19 protein-coding genes, 2 pseudogenes and 1 other annotated feature are annotated in these 20,957 nt (G+C 33.5%); of the genes and pseudogenes, 3 read left to right on the top strand and 18 right to left on the bottom strand.

Annotated features, from left to right (window positions below; translation table 11 throughout):
• Positions 1-360 precede the first annotated feature (360 nt).
• The 3 genes from C2I06_RS24240 to C2I06_RS24230 all read right to left on the bottom strand — a co-directional run bounded on the left by C2I06_RS24240 (position 361) and on the right by C2I06_RS24230 (position 3,367).
• Positions 361-1,929, bottom strand: a complete 1,569-nt coding sequence (locus C2I06_RS24240) for a 2-isopropylmalate synthase (RefSeq protein ID WP_123259038.1) — start codon at positions 1,927-1,929, stop codon at positions 361-363.
• Between the two features lie 54 nt (positions 1,930-1,983).
• Positions 1,984-2,229, bottom strand: a binding site (T-box leader).
• 324 nt (positions 2,230-2,553) lie between these two features.
• Entirely contained in the window at positions 2,554-2,919 is a 366-nt protein-coding gene (locus tag C2I06_RS24235; RefSeq protein WP_123259211.1) for a cupin domain-containing protein, read from the bottom strand.
• Positions 2,920-3,004: 85 nt separating this feature from the next.
• The gene (locus C2I06_RS24230) at positions 3,005-3,367 is read right to left on the bottom strand and encodes a cupin domain-containing protein (protein WP_123259037.1); all 363 of its coding nucleotides are present in this window, start codon (positions 3,365-3,367) and stop codon (positions 3,005-3,007) included.
• A gap of 220 nt (positions 3,368-3,587) precedes the next feature.
• Between C2I06_RS24230 and C2I06_RS24225 the strand changes: the two genes are divergently transcribed.
• Positions 3,588-4,451 (top strand): LysR family transcriptional regulator, encoded by an 864-nt coding sequence (locus tag C2I06_RS24225; protein WP_123259036.1) that lies wholly within the window; start codon positions 3,588-3,590, stop codon positions 4,449-4,451.
• A 233-nt stretch (positions 4,452-4,684) separates the two neighbouring features.
• Here the strand turns inward: C2I06_RS24225 and C2I06_RS24220 are convergent, their stop codons facing one another.
• From C2I06_RS24220 to C2I06_RS24210, 3 genes and pseudogenes are all read right to left on the bottom strand, one after another.
• On the bottom strand, positions 4,685-5,107 hold the full coding sequence (locus C2I06_RS24220; protein WP_123259035.1) for a cytidine deaminase: 423 nt from the start codon (positions 5,105-5,107) through the stop codon (positions 4,685-4,687).
• A 183-nt stretch (positions 5,108-5,290) separates the two neighbouring features.
• A pseudogene (locus tag C2I06_RS24215) lies at positions 5,291-5,632 on the bottom strand (tyrosine-type recombinase/integrase); the annotation flags it as partial.
• 45 nt (positions 5,633-5,677) lie between these two features.
• Positions 5,678-6,133 carry a GNAT family N-acetyltransferase gene (locus C2I06_RS24210; RefSeq protein WP_123259034.1) on the bottom strand — a complete coding sequence of 152 codons (456 nt, stop codon included), beginning with the start codon at positions 6,131-6,133 and terminating at the stop codon, positions 5,678-5,680.
• 154 nt (positions 6,134-6,287) lie between these two features.
• Between C2I06_RS24210 and C2I06_RS24205 the strand changes: the two genes are divergently transcribed.
• Positions 6,288-6,698 (top strand): GNAT family N-acetyltransferase, encoded by a 411-nt coding sequence (locus tag C2I06_RS24205; RefSeq protein WP_123259033.1) that lies wholly within the window; start codon positions 6,288-6,290, stop codon positions 6,696-6,698.
• A 176-nt stretch (positions 6,699-6,874) separates the two neighbouring features.
• On the opposite strand, the gene C2I06_RS24200 is transcribed toward C2I06_RS24205, so the two are convergent.
• The 3 genes from C2I06_RS24200 to C2I06_RS24190 all read right to left on the bottom strand — a co-directional run bounded on the left by C2I06_RS24200 (position 6,875) and on the right by C2I06_RS24190 (position 9,557).
• Positions 6,875-7,438 (bottom strand): uridine kinase family protein, encoded by a 564-nt coding sequence (locus tag C2I06_RS24200; protein WP_123259210.1) that lies wholly within the window; start codon positions 7,436-7,438, stop codon positions 6,875-6,877.
• Between the two features lie 238 nt (positions 7,439-7,676).
• Positions 7,677-8,408 carry a GNAT family N-acetyltransferase gene (locus tag C2I06_RS24195; protein WP_123259032.1) on the bottom strand — a complete coding sequence of 244 codons (732 nt, stop codon included), beginning with the start codon at positions 8,406-8,408 and terminating at the stop codon, positions 7,677-7,679.
• A 372-nt stretch (positions 8,409-8,780) separates the two neighbouring features.
• The gene (locus C2I06_RS24190; RefSeq protein ID WP_123259031.1) at positions 8,781-9,557 is read right to left on the bottom strand and encodes an SDR family NAD(P)-dependent oxidoreductase; all 777 of its coding nucleotides are present in this window, start codon (positions 9,555-9,557) and stop codon (positions 8,781-8,783) included.
• Between the two features lie 128 nt (positions 9,558-9,685).
• On the opposite strand from C2I06_RS24190, the gene C2I06_RS24185 reads away from it, so the two are divergent.
• Positions 9,686-10,054: a winged helix-turn-helix transcriptional regulator gene (locus C2I06_RS24185; RefSeq protein ID WP_206426417.1), complete on the top strand. Its 369-nt coding sequence runs from the start codon at positions 9,686-9,688 to the stop codon at positions 10,052-10,054.
• 367 nt (positions 10,055-10,421) lie between these two features.
• On the opposite strand, the gene C2I06_RS24180 is transcribed toward C2I06_RS24185, so the two are convergent.
• The 9 genes and pseudogenes from C2I06_RS24180 to C2I06_RS24145 all read right to left on the bottom strand — a co-directional run bounded on the left by C2I06_RS24180 (position 10,422) and on the right by C2I06_RS24145 (position 20,906).
• Positions 10,422-11,315 carry a putative RNA methyltransferase gene (locus tag C2I06_RS24180; RefSeq protein WP_249928259.1) on the bottom strand — a complete coding sequence of 298 codons (894 nt, stop codon included), beginning with the start codon at positions 11,313-11,315 and terminating at the stop codon, positions 10,422-10,424.
• A gap of 443 nt (positions 11,316-11,758) precedes the next feature.
• Positions 11,759-14,002 (bottom strand): beta-glucosidase BglX, encoded by a 2,244-nt coding sequence (bglX, locus tag C2I06_RS24175; protein WP_123259029.1) that lies wholly within the window; start codon positions 14,000-14,002, stop codon positions 11,759-11,761.
• Between the two features lie 16 nt (positions 14,003-14,018).
• Positions 14,019-15,421: pseudogene (locus C2I06_RS24170) on the bottom strand (sucrose-specific PTS transporter subunit IIBC).
• Between the two features lie 111 nt (positions 15,422-15,532).
• Positions 15,533-16,369, bottom strand: coding sequence for an AraC family transcriptional regulator (locus C2I06_RS24165; protein WP_123259028.1), 837 nt, complete (start codon positions 16,367-16,369; stop codon positions 15,533-15,535).
• Between the two features lie 349 nt (positions 16,370-16,718).
• On the bottom strand, positions 16,719-16,907 hold the full coding sequence (locus tag C2I06_RS25265) for a hypothetical protein (RefSeq protein ID WP_141231346.1): 189 nt from the start codon (positions 16,905-16,907) through the stop codon (positions 16,719-16,721).
• A gap of 124 nt (positions 16,908-17,031) precedes the next feature.
• On the bottom strand, positions 17,032-18,027 hold the full coding sequence (locus C2I06_RS24160; protein ID WP_095330221.1) for a formylglycine-generating enzyme family protein: 996 nt from the start codon (positions 18,025-18,027) through the stop codon (positions 17,032-17,034).
• A 13-nt stretch (positions 18,028-18,040) separates the two neighbouring features.
• On the bottom strand, positions 18,041-18,577 hold the full coding sequence (locus tag C2I06_RS24155; RefSeq protein WP_095330222.1) for a chromate transporter: 537 nt from the start codon (positions 18,575-18,577) through the stop codon (positions 18,041-18,043).
• A 12-nt stretch (positions 18,578-18,589) separates the two neighbouring features.
• Positions 18,590-19,198, bottom strand: a complete 609-nt coding sequence (locus C2I06_RS24150) for a chromate transporter (RefSeq protein ID WP_095330223.1) — start codon at positions 19,196-19,198, stop codon at positions 18,590-18,592.
• 223 nt (positions 19,199-19,421) lie between these two features.
• Entirely contained in the window at positions 19,422-20,906 is a 1,485-nt protein-coding gene (locus C2I06_RS24145; protein WP_123259027.1) for a sulfatase, read from the bottom strand.
• Positions 20,907-20,957 lie beyond the last annotated feature (51 nt).

Genomic DNA, 20,957 nt, shown 5'->3' with positions numbered 1-20,957 from the left:
CTCTTAAATGAGAATATCCCTTTTTATCAGTTCTTTCATTAGTAAATTGATTCTAAAAATAACAAGTATTTAAATAAAATTAACTTTTCTGTAAACTAAACCAGCACCTTTTTTGTTAAGATGAAACAATAAAATCTTTGTCCATATACATCCATTATTATTTCATCTTACATCAATTGTACCGAGAATTAATTTATTTTTTTCTAGAATTGTAAAATGATAATAATTCACTTGGAATTTCCTCCTCTTACAATTATTGTATTTTCTTCTGCTGTTTTTTTACATTCTGGAATTAATATTTGTTGTACTATATTTTCCCTTCATTGATAAGCTCCTAACTTTTCAAATCATGTTAGGTTTTTATTTTACTGGAAGTAAATGATCGACCACAATACTATTTATGGCATTAATATACGCATAAGCACTTGCTTTTAAAATGTCTGTATCTGATGCTTTGGCAATATATACTTCCCCTTTAAATTCAACTTGAATTTTCACTTTTCCTAATGCTTCTTTTCCCCTTGAAACACTTCTAATATCGTATTGAATCAACTTCATATCTAAATCACATACATTCATAATTGCAGAATATAAAGCATCAATCGGACCAGAACCTATCGCAGTTCCCTTAATGATTTGATCAGCCTTCTTTAACTCCACACTAGCAGAAGGAAATTTTGTATTACTGATCACTTGCAGATCTATTAACTCATAAAAATTGTTACTGTAATGGCTGATGTCCTGATTATTCCCCTTTACTTTTTTGTAATAATTTTCAATCATTACATATAGATCATGATTATATACTTCTTTTTTCGCATCGGCTAATTTAAGAAAGTCTACAAAGATTTCCTCGAACTCTGAATTCGAGAATTGATTCATACCTAATTTTTCAAAAGCAGTTTTAATCGCATGGCGTCCAGAACGTGCTGTTAGAATAAGCTCCATGTCATCAAGACCCACAGTGACGGGATCAATTATTTCATAAGTATTTCTTGACTTGATTAATCCATCCTGGTGAATACCTGAAGAATGTGCAAAAGCATTTTCCCCTGTAATTGCTTTGTTTACTTGTACATCAAGTCCCATGAATCCACTTACTATCCTCGACGTATTCATAATTTCCTTTGTATTAATATTCGTAAATGCTTGATATATCTCAGAACGTGTATGAACAGCCATAACTACTTCCTCTAATGATGCATTTCCTGCACGTTCTCCGATTCCATTAATAGTACATTCTACTTTTTCAGCACCGTTTTTAATTGCTGCCAATGTATTAGCTGTAGCCATTCCTAAATCATTGTGGCAATGAACACTTAGAAGCACATTATCATTCAAATTCTTCAAGCGATCATTTATCTTATAGATTAATTCACCGAACTCTTGGGGCTCAGCATAACCAACTGTATCAGGTATATTTATAATTGTGGCTCCTGCTTTTACAACAGCTTCTATAGTTTTCCATAAATATTCAAAATCAGCTCTTGACGCATCCTCTGTTGAATATTGCACTTCTGGCAGGAGTGTTTTCGCATACTTCACAGCATCCACTCCTATATCCAATATTTGATTTTTCGATTTTCCAAATTTCTTTTCTACATGAATATCCGAAGTACCTAATACAATATGGATTAGTGGATTTTTTGCATATTTAACACTATTATATACATCATCAATATCGGATTTTACTGCTCTTGCTAACGCCGTAATTATCACATCATCTGTATTTCCTATCCTTTTAGCAATTTCTTTAACCGCGTTAAAATCACCTATTGATGAAGAAGGAAATCCAGCCTCAATCATATCAACTTTGAGTTTCTTTAATTGCTTGGCGACTTCCAATTTTTCGTATACATTCAATTTTGCACCAGGAACTTGTTCTCCATCTCTTAATGTTGTATCAAATACCCAAATTTTTCTTGACATGTGACACACTCCTTATTTAATAAAATATAAAAAAGCCCCGCCTCTATATAAAAATATAGAGACGAGGCATTGCTCGCGGTACCACTCTAATTGGTTAATATAATACAAAAGTAACCCACTCATTTTCGGCGGCGATCACCACCTATCTTTATAACGGAAGAAATCCGACATCCCCTAACTTATATGGTTCAGAGAGTAGCTCTTGGATGAGTTCAAAGGGTATAACTACCGATTCGCACCAACCATCGGCTCTCTGAAGGAGTTTATCAACCTTCTACTATTTCCAATCTTTGCTTATTTATTATTTAATTATAGGCTATAATATATCAGTAATATCAAGTTGTCAAGTTGATATTTTCAGAAATATATAATTTGTATAATTTTTCTGAATTTATTACACCAGACTGTCTTTAGTAATTTGATTAATTGGACAAAATAAAGGTCATTTCCACTGACTAAAAACATTCTTTGTTTCATTATCCACTTCAGTAATTCGTCTGATACTTAATTAATAACTCTTTTTGAATATCTATGCAAGTTCTAATTTAAACAGTCGAAATAGTATTAATAATTCTATCCACACTTACTATAACATTTGATAATTGTTTATATTTTATCATTAGATTAGATCCAGATATCATTAACTGCGGTTAATGCTGATTTAGTATCGCCAGTATTTACAATTCCCCTTGGCTCTACTAGCATGATATGACACTCTTGTGTAGCGAAAGGTTTATGTTCGGTCCCCTTTGGCACTATAAACATCTCTCCTTGAGACACCTTAACTTGACCATCGCGAAAATCAATAAACATTTCACCAGTGAGAACGATAAACACCTCGTCGGTATCTTGATGATCATGCCACACAAAATCCCCTTCTATCTTGACCACTTTGAATTGATAGTCATTCATTTCACCAATGACCTTTGGAGACCAGCGTTCGTTGAACTTAGAAAATTTTTCATTCAAATTAATAGTTTGATAATTAATATTAACCCCCACCTTTTGAATTCTATATACCATATTTTGATTCGATTCATTTTAACCAATCCTACTTTTAAACTTTCAACATTTATTAAATTTCTTGAGGATTCAACACAGTTCGTTGATTAACCACATTTCCTGTGTTTAGCGTGGTTTTTGGTTCGATTAATAACAAATGGACTTCCTCTTCTGCAATTGGCTGATGTTCTATTCCTTTAGGTATAACAATAAATTCTCCTTCATTAAGAACTATTTCACCGTTTCTCAAACGTATTACCAGCTTTCCTCGCCATACGAAGAACATCTCATCCTCATGATCGTGGTGATGCCAAATAAATTCACCCCTAATCTTTACCATTTTTATGTATGAATCGTTTAACTCACAACCTATTCTAGGATTCCAGTAATCATTTATTTTTAAAAATTTATCCTGTATATTTACCTTTGAAATCAAGAGCTTACCTCCTCGTTATCGACAACTGTTGTATTATCCTACTTAGCTAAATTTCCTTTTTCTCCATTTTCCTCCTTATTAATGAATAATAAGTTACTCTATTACTTAGTCTTAACGTTAATCTCTTACAAACTAAGTTTACATACTCCAATGCATCATGTAAAATCAAAAAAAAGAGGATAGTTAATCATAATTTGTGATGCTAAAGGAGAAATTCACTTTGGATATTAAATCTTTAGAAGTGTTTAAGGCAGTAGCTATTGAACAAAGTATCACTAAGGCTGCTGAGAAATTAAATTATGTACAGTCAAATGTTACTGCAAGAATACAGCGTCTTGAACAGGAGTTAGGAGTTCCCCTACTATACCGATATCATAAGAAGATATCCTTAACCCCTGCAGGTCGTGAATTATTACCATATGTAAATAAGTTGCTTTTCGATTTTGAGGAGGCTATTGAAGCAGTCAAACTTTCCTCTACTCCACGAGGTTCTTTGCACATCGGAGCTATGGAATCAACAGCTACTACACGATTACCAATTATTTTCTCTCGATATCACAAGGAATTTCCACAAGTAGAACTAAGCTTATATATGGCACCTACTGTAGATCAGGTTAATGCTATTCTCAATTACAAGATAGACGGCGCATTTGTTGATGGGCCAATTCTTCATCCAGAAATTATTGAGTACCCTGTACTTGAAGAATTCCTAGTTCTAATTACAAGCTACTCTACGGAAACATTTCATATAGAATCAATTTTACATAAACCACTGCTTTCGTCATTCGCACATTGCACTTATTTAGCAATTTGGCAAAAATGGCTAGCGGACAATGATTTTGCTCCTATGAGAGTAATGGAATATGGCACTTTGGAGGGTGTCCTTAAATGCGTTGAAAACGGGTTAGGAGTAACCGTATTACCAATATCTATGGTCGAATCACGTATGCAGGACAAACTTAACTGCCATCCATTACCGGATCCACATAGAACAGTTCCTACTGTGTTTATAATGCGTCGTGATTCGTATAGGACTAGTGCTCTCTCAAAATTTATGGAGCTAGCAGGTATTACTAATCTATGAAGAACGGAAGCAAATCAGCCGGTATTTGAATCGGTTAAAACTATCTTTATAGGTAATAGTTGAGTGTGAATAATCAAGGGATTAATTAGTTTGTGAAATATTGTACTTAAAGTAAACTGACCCGTTTCTTCCATAGGCTAGTTTCAAGGAATGCTTCCATAGTTCCTGAAGATGCAAAGCATTACTATAACCCCATTTTATTTAACTCGAAACTTAATCTTTAAAAATACCTTTTAATTTCGGGAATACTTAAGTGGGATGAGTTCACTAATTGCAGTTTTAATTAACTCGCCATTTATTTCTAGAAGGACAAAACATTCTGGTGCATAGTCAGAAATCAGCTCCCTACACATACCACAAGGACTTACTACCTTTATACGTCTATCTACTTCATCAGAATAGGGATGTCTGACTGCAACGATTGTATCAAAATCCTTTTGTCCATTTGATATAGCACTACCGATTGCAATAGCTTCCGCACAAACCGTCACTCGTCCAATATACGCTTCAATGTGTACTGCCGAAATAATCTCCCCTGTTTTCGTACGAATGGCAGTTCCCACATGATGTTTATCGTCTTCATAAAGCATTGTTATCTTCTGTGTTGCTACTTCTACTAATTCTATATCTTCTTTAGTTGTGTTAAATATTTTCATATGGACTCCTCTTACATTAGTTAAATTTATGCATTTAGTTATCTTCATTTATTATTCAGAATTTTAATGTCCTTGTTACAATGTCTTGTTGCACTATCCTGCACCTGATTGTGCATACAACATTTATTCTTGCAATATGGCTCTGATAAAAAATAAAGAACTGCAATTTTCCCTGCAGTTCTTTCAGAAATATTTCTTATATAATTCTCGTCTTAATTGTCCACTTAGATAAGCGTAAATCCTTGTTGTTTCACTTTTCTCATGCCCCATCAAGTTTTGAATAACTTCTAATGGTGCTCCATTATTATTTAAGGTGGTTGCATAACTATGCCTTAATTGGTGCGGATGTATACACTTACTAATTTTTGCTCTTAACGAAATCTGTTTAATGACATATCTCATTTGTGCAACACCCATTCGGTGTGGGGCACGGAGAGTAACAAATAAAGCCTCCTCATTATCTTTTCTTTCCTCTAGATATCTCTTTAGCCAAATGCTACTTCTTGTATTAAAATATACTTCTTTTAAGATTTTCTATGTAAGAAATGCCCCCGTTAGTCCCATAACGCATTAACTTTTAAACTCCATAAAGTGACTTGAATTTGGATAAAGATTTCCCCTTGTAAATCCGATAGAAGAATAAAATCTATCAGCTTGCTCGGTATCTGTATAAAGAACCAAAATTTTATAATGTCTTTTCGCTTCTTCTATTATCCTTTTTACCAAAAGACTTCCTATACCATTTCGCCTATATTCTTTATAGACATAAAGCCTTCTCAGTCTACCGATATTTTGAGCACCTGAAAATGGGTCTTTATTTAACCCACCAATAGCAACAAGTAAACCTTCTTCATTAAAAACCCCAAATAAGCCTTCACCAAGATGGTTGAAAGTATTATTGCCATTTTGATATTCATTTAATAATCTTTCTACAAAACAAAACCCATCTTCTTTGCTTTGTTTTACTAAGCTAACCAAATCAAAATTCAACAGATTGTTAATGTACTTTACCTCAAACTTCTCCATATTCATCCTCCCTCTAGTTTATATAGTTCCTGCCCCGTTAGTGCCCGAATAGATAAAAAAGCATTCCTCCATCTTGGATTAATGCCCCCGTTAGATAAAGAAGGATTTTAGAAATGTTAATAGAATTAATTTAATTACATATGGAGGGAGACTAATGGAATCTATGAATCAAATTTCTTATAAAGTAAATGAATCAATTAAAGCCGAAGAACTCTCAGAAGTATTCAAAACATCTGGTATTAAAAGACCCTCTGATGATTTGAATAGACTTCAACAAATGATTGATAATTCTAATGTATTGATTACTGCTTGGTATAATAATCAACTTATAGGAGTTGCCAGAGCTATTACTGATTATTGTTATTGCTGTTATCTATCTGATCTAGCTGTAAATAAGAATTATCAAAACAGGGGCATAGGCAAAGAACTTGTAAGATTACTTAAAGAACATAATGGCGATGAAGTTGCCTTACTTCTTCTGTCTTCACCTATTGCGATGGAATACTATCCTAAAATTGGTTTTGAAAAAATAGAGAATGGCTTTAAAATCCCAAGGAAGAAATAATAACATTGGAGTGGCGTTTAAGTCACTTCTTTTCTTATTTCTTATAGTGCTAACCTGCCCCGATTGTGACATAAGACAGGTACTACCCTTATTCAAGGATTGCAACCCTGTTTATTAACCATAAGAACAGGCTTTACCTTAATTAAAGGAAAGCCCCTGTTATTTGAACAAGATTATTATTTAGTCCCATTAACAATAAGGTCAGCTCTTTCAAAAGGTTTTTGTGTTTCAACATATAAATCTTCTGAAATCATCCAATTGTTTTCCCACATATCTCGAGCCTCTTCGCCGTCTCTTTCAAGCCCTCGTGAAAGCCTTTTTTCTCGTGGACATTCCACCCAAATTGTGAAATCGTACTTACTTGCTAATTCATTGCGAATGGAATAAACACCTTCTATTATGACAACTCCTCCGATTGGAACAGTATGCCACTCTGCTAAGTCATCTGTTTTCCAATCATACCGCTGATAACTCCCCTCCTTGTTTTGACTAATAGGTTCAAGAACTTGATTAAGTACACGTTTCCAATCAAAGTCTGCACCAATGGCTTTATTTTCTGGAATTGTTTCTTGTAGTTGTTTGGATGGTAAATAAAAATCATCCATATGCACAACAGTTACATCAGAACATTCATCCTTCAGTTTATGTGCGAGTGTACTTTTTCCTGAACCCCCACACCCATCTATTCCAATTAATAAGGTTGATTGTTTTCTGGGAATCAAATTAATGAAACTAACCAATTGTTCAAAATTTTTTAATTCACTTTTAAAACTCACTATATCACCACTTTAAGTTTGATATATATTACTTCTCCAAACAATTTAATAACGCCTGCTTATTAAAGTAAATTCCACGTTTCTTCCATAACCTATTTTTTTCATTATTACAGGAATGCTGCCACTTTAGTGCCTTAATAAATAAAAAAACATTCATAGGTCTTGGATTCATATCCCTGTAACCTTAATTGTGTTCATAAGACTATTCACTAGAATACTCTAATGAAATAACTGTATTTTTGTTTTCAACACACCCATTGTATATCATTATTTTTCTCATAGAGTAATTGTTAATTTGCGTAGCTCCTACATATGACTTTGCCTTAAAATCATTTTGCAGCCTATACAAGCCTATTAAGTGTAGGTTCTTGCCCAGCCCTTTTCCTCGAAATTTCGGATGAATACCTATCCAAAAAATACGTCCTTCTTTGTCCTTGTCTGGTTCAAGATGAGGAAATACTACTCCTACAGGTTCATTGTTAACTTTATAAATGGTAAACATTTTCTGAACTTGTGAAGGTAATTCAGTCCTCATACTCCCTATAAATTTATGTATATCCAACATGTTTCTATCCATTATTTCAGATAGAAAAGTAAGTGATTTCTCATCATTAATTGACCATAATTCGTAATCTATATCTCCAATATTTATAGGTTCTTCTAAGGATTTTATATATATAACTCTTTCCCCTTTAATCTTCATCTTTTCCATTGTTCTATTTAGATGTTCTAAATGAATTTTAGGACATTCTAGTAACACTTTTTTAAGATTACTGATTCTCGTATTAATTAGGAGATTATTTATAAGACAATCCATTTTTTCTTTTTGTTTCAAGTTATCATCTAATATTTCCAAAATAATTTGTTCGTCACTTATTATACTATGTACACCAATTACTTTAAGTTGGTTTAATATTGAATTGGTTGTATTCATAACTCCACTCCCAATATTTTTAACTTCCTGTTAGTCGAAATAGAAAAAAGTATTAATTTCCATTGGATTTTCAACTTATTGAACAAGGAACGTGCGATACTTCATTAAACATAACCTACTAAATTCCAGAACACTCTATATCTCTTATTCAACAAATAGTACTTACTTCCTTCAAAAAAACAAGGCTTTTAGATAGTGTTTATGCCAATATTATTCCACTAACCTGCCCGTTAGCACAATAAGAAAACGGGATAGCCCCATCCATCCCGTTATTGAACATAAGCATGAATTTATCACCATTAATACCTCGAATCATCAATTCTCCATTTTCTTGGTTCTATTACATATTTTTGATTAGATTGTTCATAATTACTACACATTTAAAAGTACCTGTTTAGTAATCTCTTCTAACTGTTTAGCCTTTTGTGAATCAAATGTTTTCATGGATACATCAACAGTTTTTGAAAGTTTATAAGCTGAGAAACTCTGCGAGCTTGATTCCTGTAAAACGTTAACAATACTATTTACGATTTCATCAACCTCATGTCCTATTAGACGATGAACTACTCTTAAGAATATTCTCATCAATGGATTCGCAAAGACTGATCTAGCCCCACTAGTTCTTACAGCCATTGGATTATATAGAATATAACGAACACCCTTGCGTTTGAATCCTGCTCCTAACAAGTCATTTAGCCGGTTGGCATTGATGTTGGCTTTCACGGTATTGAACTTGTATCGATGTTCTAAATTGTCAAAGTTGACGGTGCCGTTGATGCCGGGGGTAGCAATATTTAAAATAAAAGAGTCATTATTAAATGCTAACTGATTTGAAAGAATATACCGACTTAAATACTGCAATGCAAAGGTGAATTCTAAACCTTCTTGTGTGATTAAAGCGTCTTTGCGAGCTCTTTGTAGGACAGCACAAAGAATTAATCCATCGATTGCGCCATAGGATCTTTGGATTTTCTCGATGATACGATAATTTTCCGAAGCAAGACTCAGATCTGCTTGAAGATAAGTAGCATTAGGCAGATCACCTTTATTTCTGCTTACAATAATGACCCTATTCCCAGTTGTTAAATAATACTCCGCCAGTCCTTTGCCAATGCCACTAGTACCTCCTGTAATTAACAATGTTTTCATGATTGAATCCCCCTAATTAACGGTATATTATTTATACTAGTATGATTATCGTACCGAATGATATTCATTTCAAGTACGTAAAAATTACTTACTAAGTACGGTGGACAATACTAAGGAGGTAAAAAACAATGGACATACCAAATTTACAAGAATTAATGGCCCAAAAATTAAATAATCAAGAAAACTGCAATCCTAATTTTAACCCGCTTGATCCTGTCTTCAATGTCTTTCAGGGCAAGTGGAAGAATCAAGTACTATTTGAAATTATTGCATTAAAAAATGCTCGTTTTGGTCAGCTTAATCGAGCTATCCCAAAAATCACAAATACTATGCTATCTGCGACGTTAAGAGAGCTAGAAAAGGACGGTTTAATCACAAGGAAACAATATAATGAAATCCCCCCACGTGTTGAATATACAATTACAGAAAAAGGGAAAGATCTACTTCCCGTTTATTATGAAATGTATAAGTGGGGCATAAAGTATCAAAAGGAATAAGAATTGAGCCTGTTTTTGCAGAAAATTTTAAGGGGAAAATATTTTGTTATTATAGCTGGATAGAAATTGAATTAATTGGTATTGAACTAAACTCCCAGTTAGTTACATAAGAGACTCCTTCTTTTTAATGAAAATAAGCTTTAACTTTTATATTGAGCGTTAATCCTTCTTAACCTTAAATATAGTATAAGGAACCTATGTTAATGTTTATAGGACTATAAATGGTATAAAATATAAAGTTAGATGGTTCAACCTGCCCGTTAGCACCAAAATAAAAAGTCTTTCTTTTTATTTTGAAAACAGCCAATAATTGCAGAAAAGACTATTAGGGCTGACCCCTCACAAGGCCATCCTAATAGTCTTTTTCCTAAATTGTATTTTTACCAATTAATATATCCAAATCAACAGTTATTTGAGCCGAATCCTTAATTAAAAAAGATTTTATTTGTTCCTCTGTTGTTGACCAAGTCAACGGAGTCATTTGAACCAACCATTCAATTGAGGATTTATTAAGGTTCATGGTATAGGTTAATCTTGAACATTCTATAAATTGAAAACTCTTCTTAAATCTCTCCATAGTCTCTGCATTAGAGTAAAACTGTTTTTCGTTTTTTTGAAAAAGATGTTCTCTCAACTCTTTTAAGTAACTATTTTGAGGTACAATTTTGATTACTATACCATTTGGTTTCAACAATCTATCAAATTCAGCATAATTTAAGGGTGATAGGATATTCAGGATAACATCAAATTGTTTAAATTTAAATGGTGTGTTCGCGAGGTCAGCCACAGCCCAAATCTTATCAGAATAGTTCTTAGAAGCTACCATAATTCCTTCTTTAGAAATATCTATTCCTACTCCTAATACATTTTTGAAAAAGTTGGAACGAATAATTTCACAAATATTAGAAAGATGTGAACCCTCGCCACATCCCGTATCAAGAATAGAAATTGTTTCTTTTGTCTTAACAAGATGTTCCGTAATAAACTTTGCAATTGCATGGCTTAATAGTGTAAAAAATTCACCTTTGGTAATAAGTTTTCTTCTTGCTTCAAAAAGAGCTTTGCTGTACTTAGTATTTACTGAGTGAGTCATCAAGTTCAGATATCCTTGCCTTGCAAAATCAAATGTATGGTGATTTAAGCAGATTAAACTTTTAAAATCGATAACCTGCATAGACGATCTACATATTGGACAAGCAAAAATGTTTTCAAAATTACTCACATATTTCGCACTCTTTATTCTTTTATTTTCTTTTAACAAAGAAGTCACCTCATTCATTCGTTTTTAGATAAATGAAAAGGCATAGACAAATAAACCCTCATCAAATTTTTTTGAAAATTTGAGTTGGATTTTATCCTTGTCTATACCTATTTCTATCTATAGCGAATGAATTGAATAATCATGACACTAGCTCCTTTATTCCATGTGCAGCATTAAGCTCCACAGTAAATAATAACGAGTCTTTTAAACATTGGCAAGACTATATAGCACATAAGAAAAAGCTATTTCTCATCTATAAGATTACCTTTAGTTTTAGTAGTGAAATTTTAAAATAGATAACGAAATGGTTCTTTCTTAATGGCAGTGAATTTATATATAAAAATAAGGAAAGGTGAATTTGAGTACTTCAAATTCACTTTTCTCATTAGTTAAAGCTGGTTATATTCCAGCCTTAGAGTCATTGCATTTCTATATAAATTCATTTAACTCGTTTGAATTAAGTCAAAGCTTTCTTTTAAAGGTAAATCTTCACTACTAGAACCGATATAAACATCAAATTGACCTGGCTCGCTAGCAAAGCTTAAATCACTTCGATAAATTTTCAATTGCTCCTCTGTAATAGTAAATGAGATAGTTTTCACTTCGCCTTTTTTAATACATACCTTTTTGAAGTCTTTTAGTACCTTTACTGGTCTAGCAGTACTGCCAAACTGGTCTCTTATGTAAAGCTGCACAATCTCATAACCGTCATAATCCCCAGTATTTTCAACCTCAACTGTTACAATTAATTCATCATTGCTATTTTGCCTTATTAACTTTTTATTAAGTGAGACAGAGTTATACTGATAAGTTGTATAAGATAATCCATAGCCAAAAGAGAATAATGGTTTATTAGATTCATCAATATATCGTGAAGCAAAGCGATAAAAAGCATTTTCTGGCAGATCTGGTCTCCCTGTGTTTAACTCATTATAATAGATTGGTATTTGTCCAACACTCCTTGGGAAAGACATCGACAGCTTTCCTGATGGATTACTTATCCCATAGAGAATATTCGCTAAGGCCTTTCCTCCCATAATACCTGGAAACCAAGCCTGTATAAGAGCATCTGAGTGTTTTTCTACATCGGTTAAAATTAACGGACGTCCACTATAAATGATAGTAATTATTTGTTTATTTAATTTTTTTATAGCATCGAATAATTTTTGTTGAGGTTTAGGTAATGTAATCTCTGTACGTGATCCACCTTCACCACTCTGAAAAATACTTTCACCTAATGCTAGTATTACAATTTCAGAGTCCTTTGCTAAGTTAACAGCTTCTTCTATTAATTCATCATTACTTATTCTTTCATTTGGAATTTTATCTTCAAATTTTCCAAGTAAGTGTGCCGTTTCCTTCTCTATTAAATGTGATCCTCTGCAAAAAGGATTCTTATTATTCCCTACAATCTCATTTATCCCATCTTTCAATGTAATAGTGTCATTTATGTCACCTTTGATAGCCCACATACCTAGCGTTGATTTTTCATCGTGATATGGTCCAATGATTGCAGCCTTTTTGCCCTTTTCTAATGGCAAGACGCCATTATTCTTTAATAAAACAATCGATTCCTCACTTAACATTAAAGCAGTCTTTTTATGCTCAGAACATAAGATACTAGAGTTTTCTGCTGATCTTTCTTTTAATCCTCTATATGGATCTTCGAATAAGCCCAGATCATTTTTTAAGGATAAAATCCTATAAACTGCTTTATTTAGTAAATCCATCATTTGCTCATTGTTGTTAACAATTGCACCTAATTCATTAGCAAAAACCGATGTTTTCATATCAATATCAACTGTTGCTTTTAATGCTAGCTGCGCTGCTTCTTTCGGTCCATTAGCATAGCCATGAGTAATTAATTCCTCAACAGCTGCATAATCTGAAATAAGTACTCCCGCGAATTTAAATTCATCTCTTAATATCATCTTATTTAACCACTCGTTACCGGTTGAAGGTACGCCATTTAAAGTATTAAATGCCGTCATAACAAGCTTCACTTTTGCTTTTACTGCCGATAAGTAACCCGGTAAATATACCTCCCGCAATGTATGCTCAGACATATCTACTGCATTATACTCACGCCCTGCTATAGGGGCTCCATATGCTGCAAAGTGTTTAACACATCCAGCAATTTTATCTTTCGGTATTTTTTGCTCGGAATTACCTTGAAGTCCTTTTATTACTCTTTCTGCAAATAATTCGGCCATAAGCGTATCTTCTCCAGGAGATTCCATAACACGGCCCCATCTTGGATCTCTTACAATATCAACCATAGGAGAAAATGTAACGTGTAATCCTTCTTCATAGGATTCCTTAGCACTAATGGAAGCTGCTTCTTCTATTAAATCAAAGTTCCAACTACAAGTTTGTGCCAATGGAATGGGAAAGATAGTTCTAAATCCATAAATAATATCTGCCATAAAAAGCAAAGGAATTTTATGGCTTGAGTTTTCTAAATATTTCTCTTGAATTTTAATTATTTCATGAGCATTAGTAATATTTAAGATTGATCCTGTATGATAAATATTATAATTTTCATTTAATCCTAATTTTTTTATCGGACCAGTTATCGTTTCTTCCGTTTCATTAGTAAAAAAATCTCCAGTTAATTGCACAAGTTGACCGATTTTTTCCTCAACGGAAAGAGAATCGATTAGAGCCATAACTTCATTTTTTTGCATCGATACTCCCTCCTTATTACTTTGTTTGTTGGTTGTCTTTATATCCAAAAAGATAGGTAAGAATAAATGCCACACCAAACCCGATTAGGGATACTAATAAATATCCAAAAATTTGACTATTCAGAAATAGCAAAGTCCCTGGAATAGCTGTGATAGACATTCTGTGGCTGATAAGTGCATTAACCCAGCTACAAATCCACCAGCAGCACCCCCTATTAATCCCATAATAAAAGGCTTCCCGTATCTTAATGTAACACCAAAAATAGCTGGCTCAGTAATTCCTAGTAATGCAGACATAGTGGAGGGATATGCAATAGCCTTAGTTTTCACATTTTTTGATTTGACCGCGACTGCAAATGCAGCTCCTGCTTGAGCACAGATCGAAGCAGTACTTATCGGGTTAACCAAATTTTTTCCTGTATCAGCAAGCATTTGGATTTCAATTAAATTAAGAGGATGGTGCAATCCTGTTATAACGATTACTTGATTAATCCCACCATAAATTAAACCACCAATACCAAATGGTAATTCTAAAACATATGTTACTGCATGTAATAATAATAATTCTACTTCATGAAAAACAGGACCAATTAAGAAAAACGCTAAAACTATCATAATTAATAAAGTGAAGAACGGAGATAAAATTAAATCGAGAGCACTTGGCACTCTTTTTCTAATAAATCCTTCCACCTTTGCTCCCAAAGCCCCAACAATAAATGCAGGAAGAACAGAGCCTTGATAGCCTGCAACTTTTATAATTCCGAAAAATTTTAAAGGCTCTGCTACATTTTGTGCAACATCCCATGATGTGGGCAAACTTGGATGTACAAGCATTAACCCTAACAGAATTCCTAATAATTGCGAACCTCCAAATACTTTGAAAGCAGACCAACAAACTAATACAGGAAGAAATGCAAAAGCAGTATCTGTTAATATTTGAGTAAACTTAATAAAATTATCTGAAATATGATCTGGCGTTAAACCAAATACTGCGAGGATATCAGGTTGTAAAATCAATCCTCTTACTCCCATAAATAACCCAGTAGCTACCAATGCCGGTATAATTGGCACGAATACATCGCCGAACAAACGTATCATTCTTAAAAAGATATTATCATCTTTATCTGAAGCAATCTCTTTCAATTCAGACTTTGTTGTTCCAGATACGCCTTCTTGTAACATCGCATCATAAACATGATTTACTGTACCCGTTCCAAAAATAATTTGATATTGACCAGAAGTAAAGAAGAAACCTTTAGCAAAATCAATATTTTCAATCAATTCATCATCAATTATATCCCTATCTTTTACAATTAATCTTAGCCTAGTAGCACAATGAGCCATCGAAATAATGTTGTCAGTCCCACCAATACCACGTATTACTTCTTGAGCAATATTTTTATAATTTTTATTACTCATTTCTCCCCCTCATTTCTGTTTATTAATTATCAAAAACACGCGTAATTTACGCTAACCACACAAACAAGGATAACAGGAATACGTTTACATTACGTTGCATTTTCTTACTAATTAAGGGTCATTTTTTGACCTTTTATAGTATTTGGGATTAATATTCATAGTTGATCGAAAATAGTTTCTAAATGATTTTACATTTGAAAAACCTGATTCATAGGCAATTTGTGTAATGGTTTTATCTGTTGTATTCATAAGCTCAATTGCTTTTTCTAAACAAAGATTTCTTTTAAAATCTATGAAAGTCTGTCCTGTTATTGTATGAAATAATCGAGAGAGATACGCTTCAGAATATCCACAAGCATTGGCAATTTCCTTTAAGCTAGGATTATCTTTATAGTTATTTTTTAGATGCCTTATTACAATTTCAAGTTGCTTCAATTTTAATTGTTTTCGATTATTATCTTCACATTTCCCATTAGCTCCAGAGGAAAAATTTGTTACCAATAAATATTTTAAATGAAGTATTTTACTCTGTTCCAATAAGTAGTCATATTCGTTCGTCGATACATGGTATTCTATAATTTCAGTTATTATTTTCCTAGTATAGTCTATTACTTGCGCATCATATTTGTTTTCGCAAGTGCTTAAATGAATCGATTTATTTTCTTCTTCAAGAAAATTTCCAGGAAACTGAATAATGCATACATGATTATGAGTTATACTTTGGGTAGAATGTGGGGTATTAGAATTGATTAATAGCAAATCTCCCTTTCCTAGGGTAACAATTTTCCCTTCATACCAGACTTTTAGCTTTCCTTCTACACAATAAATTAGTTCAGGACTATCGTGCCAATGCATAGGTATAATTCTTTCTGTATCTTTGGCTTTGAATGAGAAAAATTTTATTGTTTTTTTCTGATTTATTTCAATATATTCATATAGTTCACCCATCAGTAATTTATCCTTTCGCCCCTATTAAACATTTTCCATACATTATAGCAGATTAATAAAATGAAAGAATTTAAAACAATCAGTGTATTAATAAAAACTTATTAATCGCTTTCTCATTTCAAACAGAATTGATTATAATCTTTAAATTCTAATGTCATCTATTCTAATACAAAAAAGGACTCCCTTTATAAAGAAAGTCCCATTTTATATTGGTTTTCATACCGTTCTTTATTCACATTACTGATATATTCAATAGCTGGAATCTCGTTCTAGCTTTTTGATTTTACGCTTATCTTTAATCAAACGATTAAAAGACTAAGCCTTTCCCCATCATTACTTCCATCCTCTTTTAATTAACAGCTATAAGGGAGGCAACGGTCATTATGATAAAAATAAAAGAAATGGTAAACCATATTGTATTTTTAGTAGTGCTATCTTCCTCTTGTATTTTCTTTAATAAGGATACTAGATTTAAACAGAAAATAATGCAATAAACTGGTAGTAAATAAAAACCAAAAATAGCAAAAAACTCTATCATTCATTCACAACCTTAATTTTCGTATTTCCTAAACTTATAGATATTATGATTGTACATTAATGTAGAGTCTAATTCTAATTCTAATTCTAATTCTAATTCCATCTATATCATCTTTGCTAAATACTCATTTTCTGTTTTGATTTACTTCTACTTCATCCACATCTGCGGCACATCGAAAACCTAAATTGCCACTCGAGCTATCTATCGTGTTGCTTGTCCTTGCTGCCACTCGATAGCGATTACAATAGGAATCATGGCATAAGTAGGATCCGCCACGCAGCGATTTTGTGTTACCATTTGGAGGTCCTTTTGGATCTTGCAGGGAATCTTTCTGATGGTATGTGGGATGAAACCAGTCTGAACACCATTCCCAGACATTTCCCGCCATATTGTAGAAACCATATCCATTCTCTTCAAAACTGTCTACTGGCGCTGTCCCTAAATAACCATCTTCTATGGTATTCACTGTAGGAAACTCCCCTTGCCAAATATTACACATATGCTTCCCGTTCGGATTTAGCTCATTCCCCCATGGATATTTATTCTGTTCTAATCCTCCGCGGGCTGCATACTCCCATTCAGCCTCTGTTGGCAGCCTTTTGCCAGCCCACTTACAATAAGCCATGGCATCATTCCAAGATATATGAACAACAGGGTGATTCCAACGATCTTCTATCGAAGAATTGGGACCTTCTGGCTTTTTCCAATATGCTCCTTCTACTACACGCCACCAAGGTGTATTTCTGGGAGCTCTTGTATATATAGCAGCATCTTCCTTTGCTAACAGCAAATGAAATACAAAGGACCAGCCAAATTTTTCTGCATCTGTTTTATAATTTGTTTCTTCTATAAAACGTGCAAATTCCTCATTAGTAACTGCATATTTATCCATATAAAAGGGGCTTATCTTAACTTTCCTGATTGGTCCTTCTCCATCTAAGGGAAAACCATCTTGATCCTCTGTTCCCATTAAGAATTCTCCTCCTTGAAGAAGAAGCATATTTTTGCGGGAGTAAGAACTATTTTTTGTGAAAGTAGCATCTTCTCTTCCGAAATTTATAAAGTCCATTGACTCTCTACTTGCAGAACAACATGATTTGCTTTGTAATTCCTTATCCATACTTGTCTCCTTCCTAAAAAACAAAAATCCCTGCGATGCCAGCACCTAATAGAACAAATAAAGGATGAGCCTTCCATCTCCATAAAAAATAGAGAGAGACCAAACATATAAGCAAAAGAGAAATCATTTCCATATTAACATTTAAAGAAATAACATGATTCGAATAAGCAAATTTCCAAGCAGCATAAACAATTAAACTAGTAACAATTGGTCTTAGTCCATAAAAACTCTGTTTTACTAATTTATATTCATTTACTTTTGTAAAACAAATAGCCATTAACAGGATGATGACCAGGGAAGGAATCGTCATTGCTAAAGAAGAAATAATTCCTCCAGGAACTCCTGCTAGCTGATAGCCAACTAATGTGGCACTATTTGTTGCAATTGGACCTGGAGACATGCCGGCAATCGCCATTATATCAGTAAATTCATTCGTACTTATCCAGCCTCTAGCAGATACCCCCTGCTCAATAACAGGGATCATTGCATAGCCGCCGCCGAAAGAAACAGTTCCGATTAATAAAAAAAATAAAAATAGTTGAACGAGCATGCTATCCTCCCCCTAACTTGCTTGATCTGCTTCGTGAACTTGACTCTCCTCTTTTTCCAGCTTCACAGCCATTCCTAGTTTCTCTTTAACTTTTGCAATCATGATTCCTAGTAAAGCACCTAGTAGGATAACCACGATAGGATGAAGATTAAATATAATCATACTTACTATCATCACAATTGATAATACGGCGGTTGATTTATCAATAATGGACGTCTTTCCTATCTTTATTGCCGCATAACCGATAAGCGCCACTACTGCTCCACTAATCCCCTTAAATGCTGCATTTACAAAGACATTGTCTTGAAAATATAAATATAGACTGCCTAGAATTAATACAATCAGAAATGTTGGAAGAAGGGCGCCTAGCATAGCAACCAATGCTCCTAGAATTCCGCCTAGGCGATATCCAATAAATATAGACGCATTTACTGCAATAGCTCCAGGTGCTGTTCCCGCAAGTGCTAACGTATCTGATATCTCTCCCATTTTCATCCATTTTTTTCGGACTACTATTTCTTTCTCTATAATGGGGATCATCGCATAGCCACCGCCAAAGGTAACAGGGCTCATCTTGCAGAACACCCAAAATATTTGAAACAACGATACTTTCAACTTCATATAATCTCCCTCCGTCTATTTCAGAATAGAACGAATGAGTTTTCTGTTCTTTCTTTCATTATAGCACACTTTTATCCATTTTGGATAAAAGTGTGCAAATTAAGCAATAAACATTAAAAATTCATAAAACTTTTTAGTAATGAACTATCCAGAAATTTGCTTCTTACTCTGTGAGAACTCCATGGTTATATATTCATAACCATGGAGTTCTCGCTTATGATAATTATCTTCTATCTAATCCTAAACGTATATATTGCTCTTCTGGTGCATCGCTCTTCCGCATTAGATCTACTAATTTATGACTCATTTCCTTTTCCAATTCTTTATCAACTATAGGCTTTTCTTGTTTCGGGTCATTTTGGATATCAAATAATAAGCTGCCAGTCTTATAAGAATTATAATAACTCTTCACTGGAATTTTTAAGTAAGGGGAATAGTTTGTAAATCTTGTTCCTGGTTTTAATTCCGCTTTATTTATTGCCTCTTGATCTAAGAACCCCCTTATCGCGGTGACTGCTAAAGTATGATTATATAAGGGACCATTTTCTTCCTGACTGGAAGCTCTCATATAAGTATATCTTCCATCATGAATATTTACATAAGAACCATGAGTGCCAAACAAAATGGACTTATGATTTTCTTCTTTCTCTTTTTCAAGAATCGGCAGGAGCGAATTCCCTAGCAGGAGTTTATTATCATAGGGAACATGAAAATAATCCATCAAAGTCACAGGAATATCGATCGTTTGCGATAACGCCGAACATCTAGTTCCACCTATAGTAATTTTAGGTACATGAATAAAAAATGGAATATGAATAATTTCTTCATATAAGGGAGCAATATTCTTACCAACCCAATTATGTTCTCCTAATAAGAATCCATGATCTGTATTGACAATAAGCATCGTATCTTTCCACATATCATGTTCATCCATATAATCTAGTACTTTACCGAGGTGATAGTCACACATACTAATTAAAGCAGCATACTCTTTTTGCATGTCTTCTATATCTTTTTCTTCATAATCTCCTTCTTTTAATTGCTGATAGGCTGGCCAATATGGGATATCTTTTTTATCTTCACAATCATAAATTTTTCTATATTTCTCTGGTACATAGAACGGTTCATGTGGATCGAAGCATTCAATCTGTAAGAACCAATTATCTTTTTCCTTATGTGTGTGTAAGAAGTCTAAACCAGCTGCAATTGTTTGAACACTTGACATCTCTTCTTCCTCTTGTTGTCTTGTTCTGTTTGCAAAATGCTGGATCACAGACAATCCTTGCTTATTTAATTTATGGTTGTTTTCGTTTGGGAGTGCTTCCCCTCTTGCAATCCATCTATCGCCTTCCTGCCCGCGAAATCCTTCCCAGGTAGAATAGCGATTATGATAAGTAGCACCTCCATCCTCAAAATAATGAGAGTGATCTGTTACTAAATGTGTATACACATCATTTTTCTGCAATTCTTCAAATACAGAACGATCAAACGACTCGAGGGGACCCCATTGACGATGCAGGAAGTTATAATTCCCTGTATGCAGTTCTCTTCTTGCTGGCATACAAGGCATACTGCCACCATAAAAATGATCAAATGTTACTGTTTTATCCTGTAATCGCTTAAAATTGGGAGCATGCACCCAATTGTTATTATAATTCGGAAGAAAATTTCGAGATAAAGTATCAAACATTATCATAACTGCTCGCATTTTATTATTTCTTCTCCTCTCTGTGTAATTACTATTTTATGAATAACATAA

The organism is Niallia circulans (assembly GCF_003726095.1).
GTDB lineage: Bacteria > Bacillota > Bacilli > Bacillales > Cytobacillaceae > Niallia > Niallia circulans_A.
Note: the sequence above shows the minus strand (reverse complement) of the source record. Positions and strands in the feature narration are given on the sequence as shown.

Excerpts from the sequence above, each read along its gene's own strand:
- C2I06_RS24240 (WP_123259038.1), bottom strand. The coding sequence starts at position 1,929 with ATGTCAAGAAAAATTTGGGTATTTGATACAACATTAAGAGATGGAGAA.
- C2I06_RS24220 (WP_123259035.1), bottom strand. The coding sequence starts at position 5,107 with ATGAAAATATTTAACACAACTAAAGAAGATATAGAATTAGTAGAAGTA.
- C2I06_RS24210 (WP_123259034.1), bottom strand. The coding sequence starts at position 6,133 with ATGGAGAAGTTTGAGGTAAAGTACATTAACAATCTGTTGAATTTTGAT.
- C2I06_RS24205 (WP_123259033.1), top strand. The coding sequence starts at position 6,288 with ATGGAATCTATGAATCAAATTTCTTATAAAGTAAATGAATCAATTAAA.
- C2I06_RS24195 (WP_123259032.1), bottom strand. The coding sequence starts at position 8,408 with ATGAATACAACCAATTCAATATTAAACCAACTTAAAGTAATTGGTGTA.
- C2I06_RS24190 (WP_123259031.1), bottom strand. The coding sequence starts at position 9,557 with ATGAAAACATTGTTAATTACAGGAGGTACTAGTGGCATTGGCAAAGGA.
- C2I06_RS24185 (WP_206426417.1), top strand. The coding sequence starts at position 9,686 with ATGGACATACCAAATTTACAAGAATTAATGGCCCAAAAATTAAATAAT.
- bglX (WP_123259029.1), bottom strand. The coding sequence starts at position 14,002 with ATGCAAAAAAATGAAGTTATGGCTCTAATCGATTCTCTTTCCGTTGAG.
- C2I06_RS24165 (WP_123259028.1), bottom strand. The coding sequence starts at position 16,369 with ATGGGTGAACTATATGAATATATTGAAATAAATCAGAAAAAAACAATA.
- C2I06_RS25265 (WP_141231346.1), bottom strand. The coding sequence starts at position 16,907 with ATGATAGAGTTTTTTGCTATTTTTGGTTTTTATTTACTACCAGTTTAT.
- C2I06_RS24160 (WP_095330221.1), bottom strand. The coding sequence starts at position 18,027 with ATGGATAAGGAATTACAAAGCAAATCATGTTGTTCTGCAAGTAGAGAG.
- C2I06_RS24155 (WP_095330222.1), bottom strand. The coding sequence starts at position 18,577 with ATGCTCGTTCAACTATTTTTATTTTTTTTATTAATCGGAACTGTTTCT.
- C2I06_RS24150 (WP_095330223.1), bottom strand. The coding sequence starts at position 19,198 with ATGAAGTTGAAAGTATCGTTGTTTCAAATATTTTGGGTGTTCTGCAAG.
- C2I06_RS24145 (WP_123259027.1), bottom strand. The coding sequence starts at position 20,906 with ATGCGAGCAGTTATGATAATGTTTGATACTTTATCTCGAAATTTTCTT.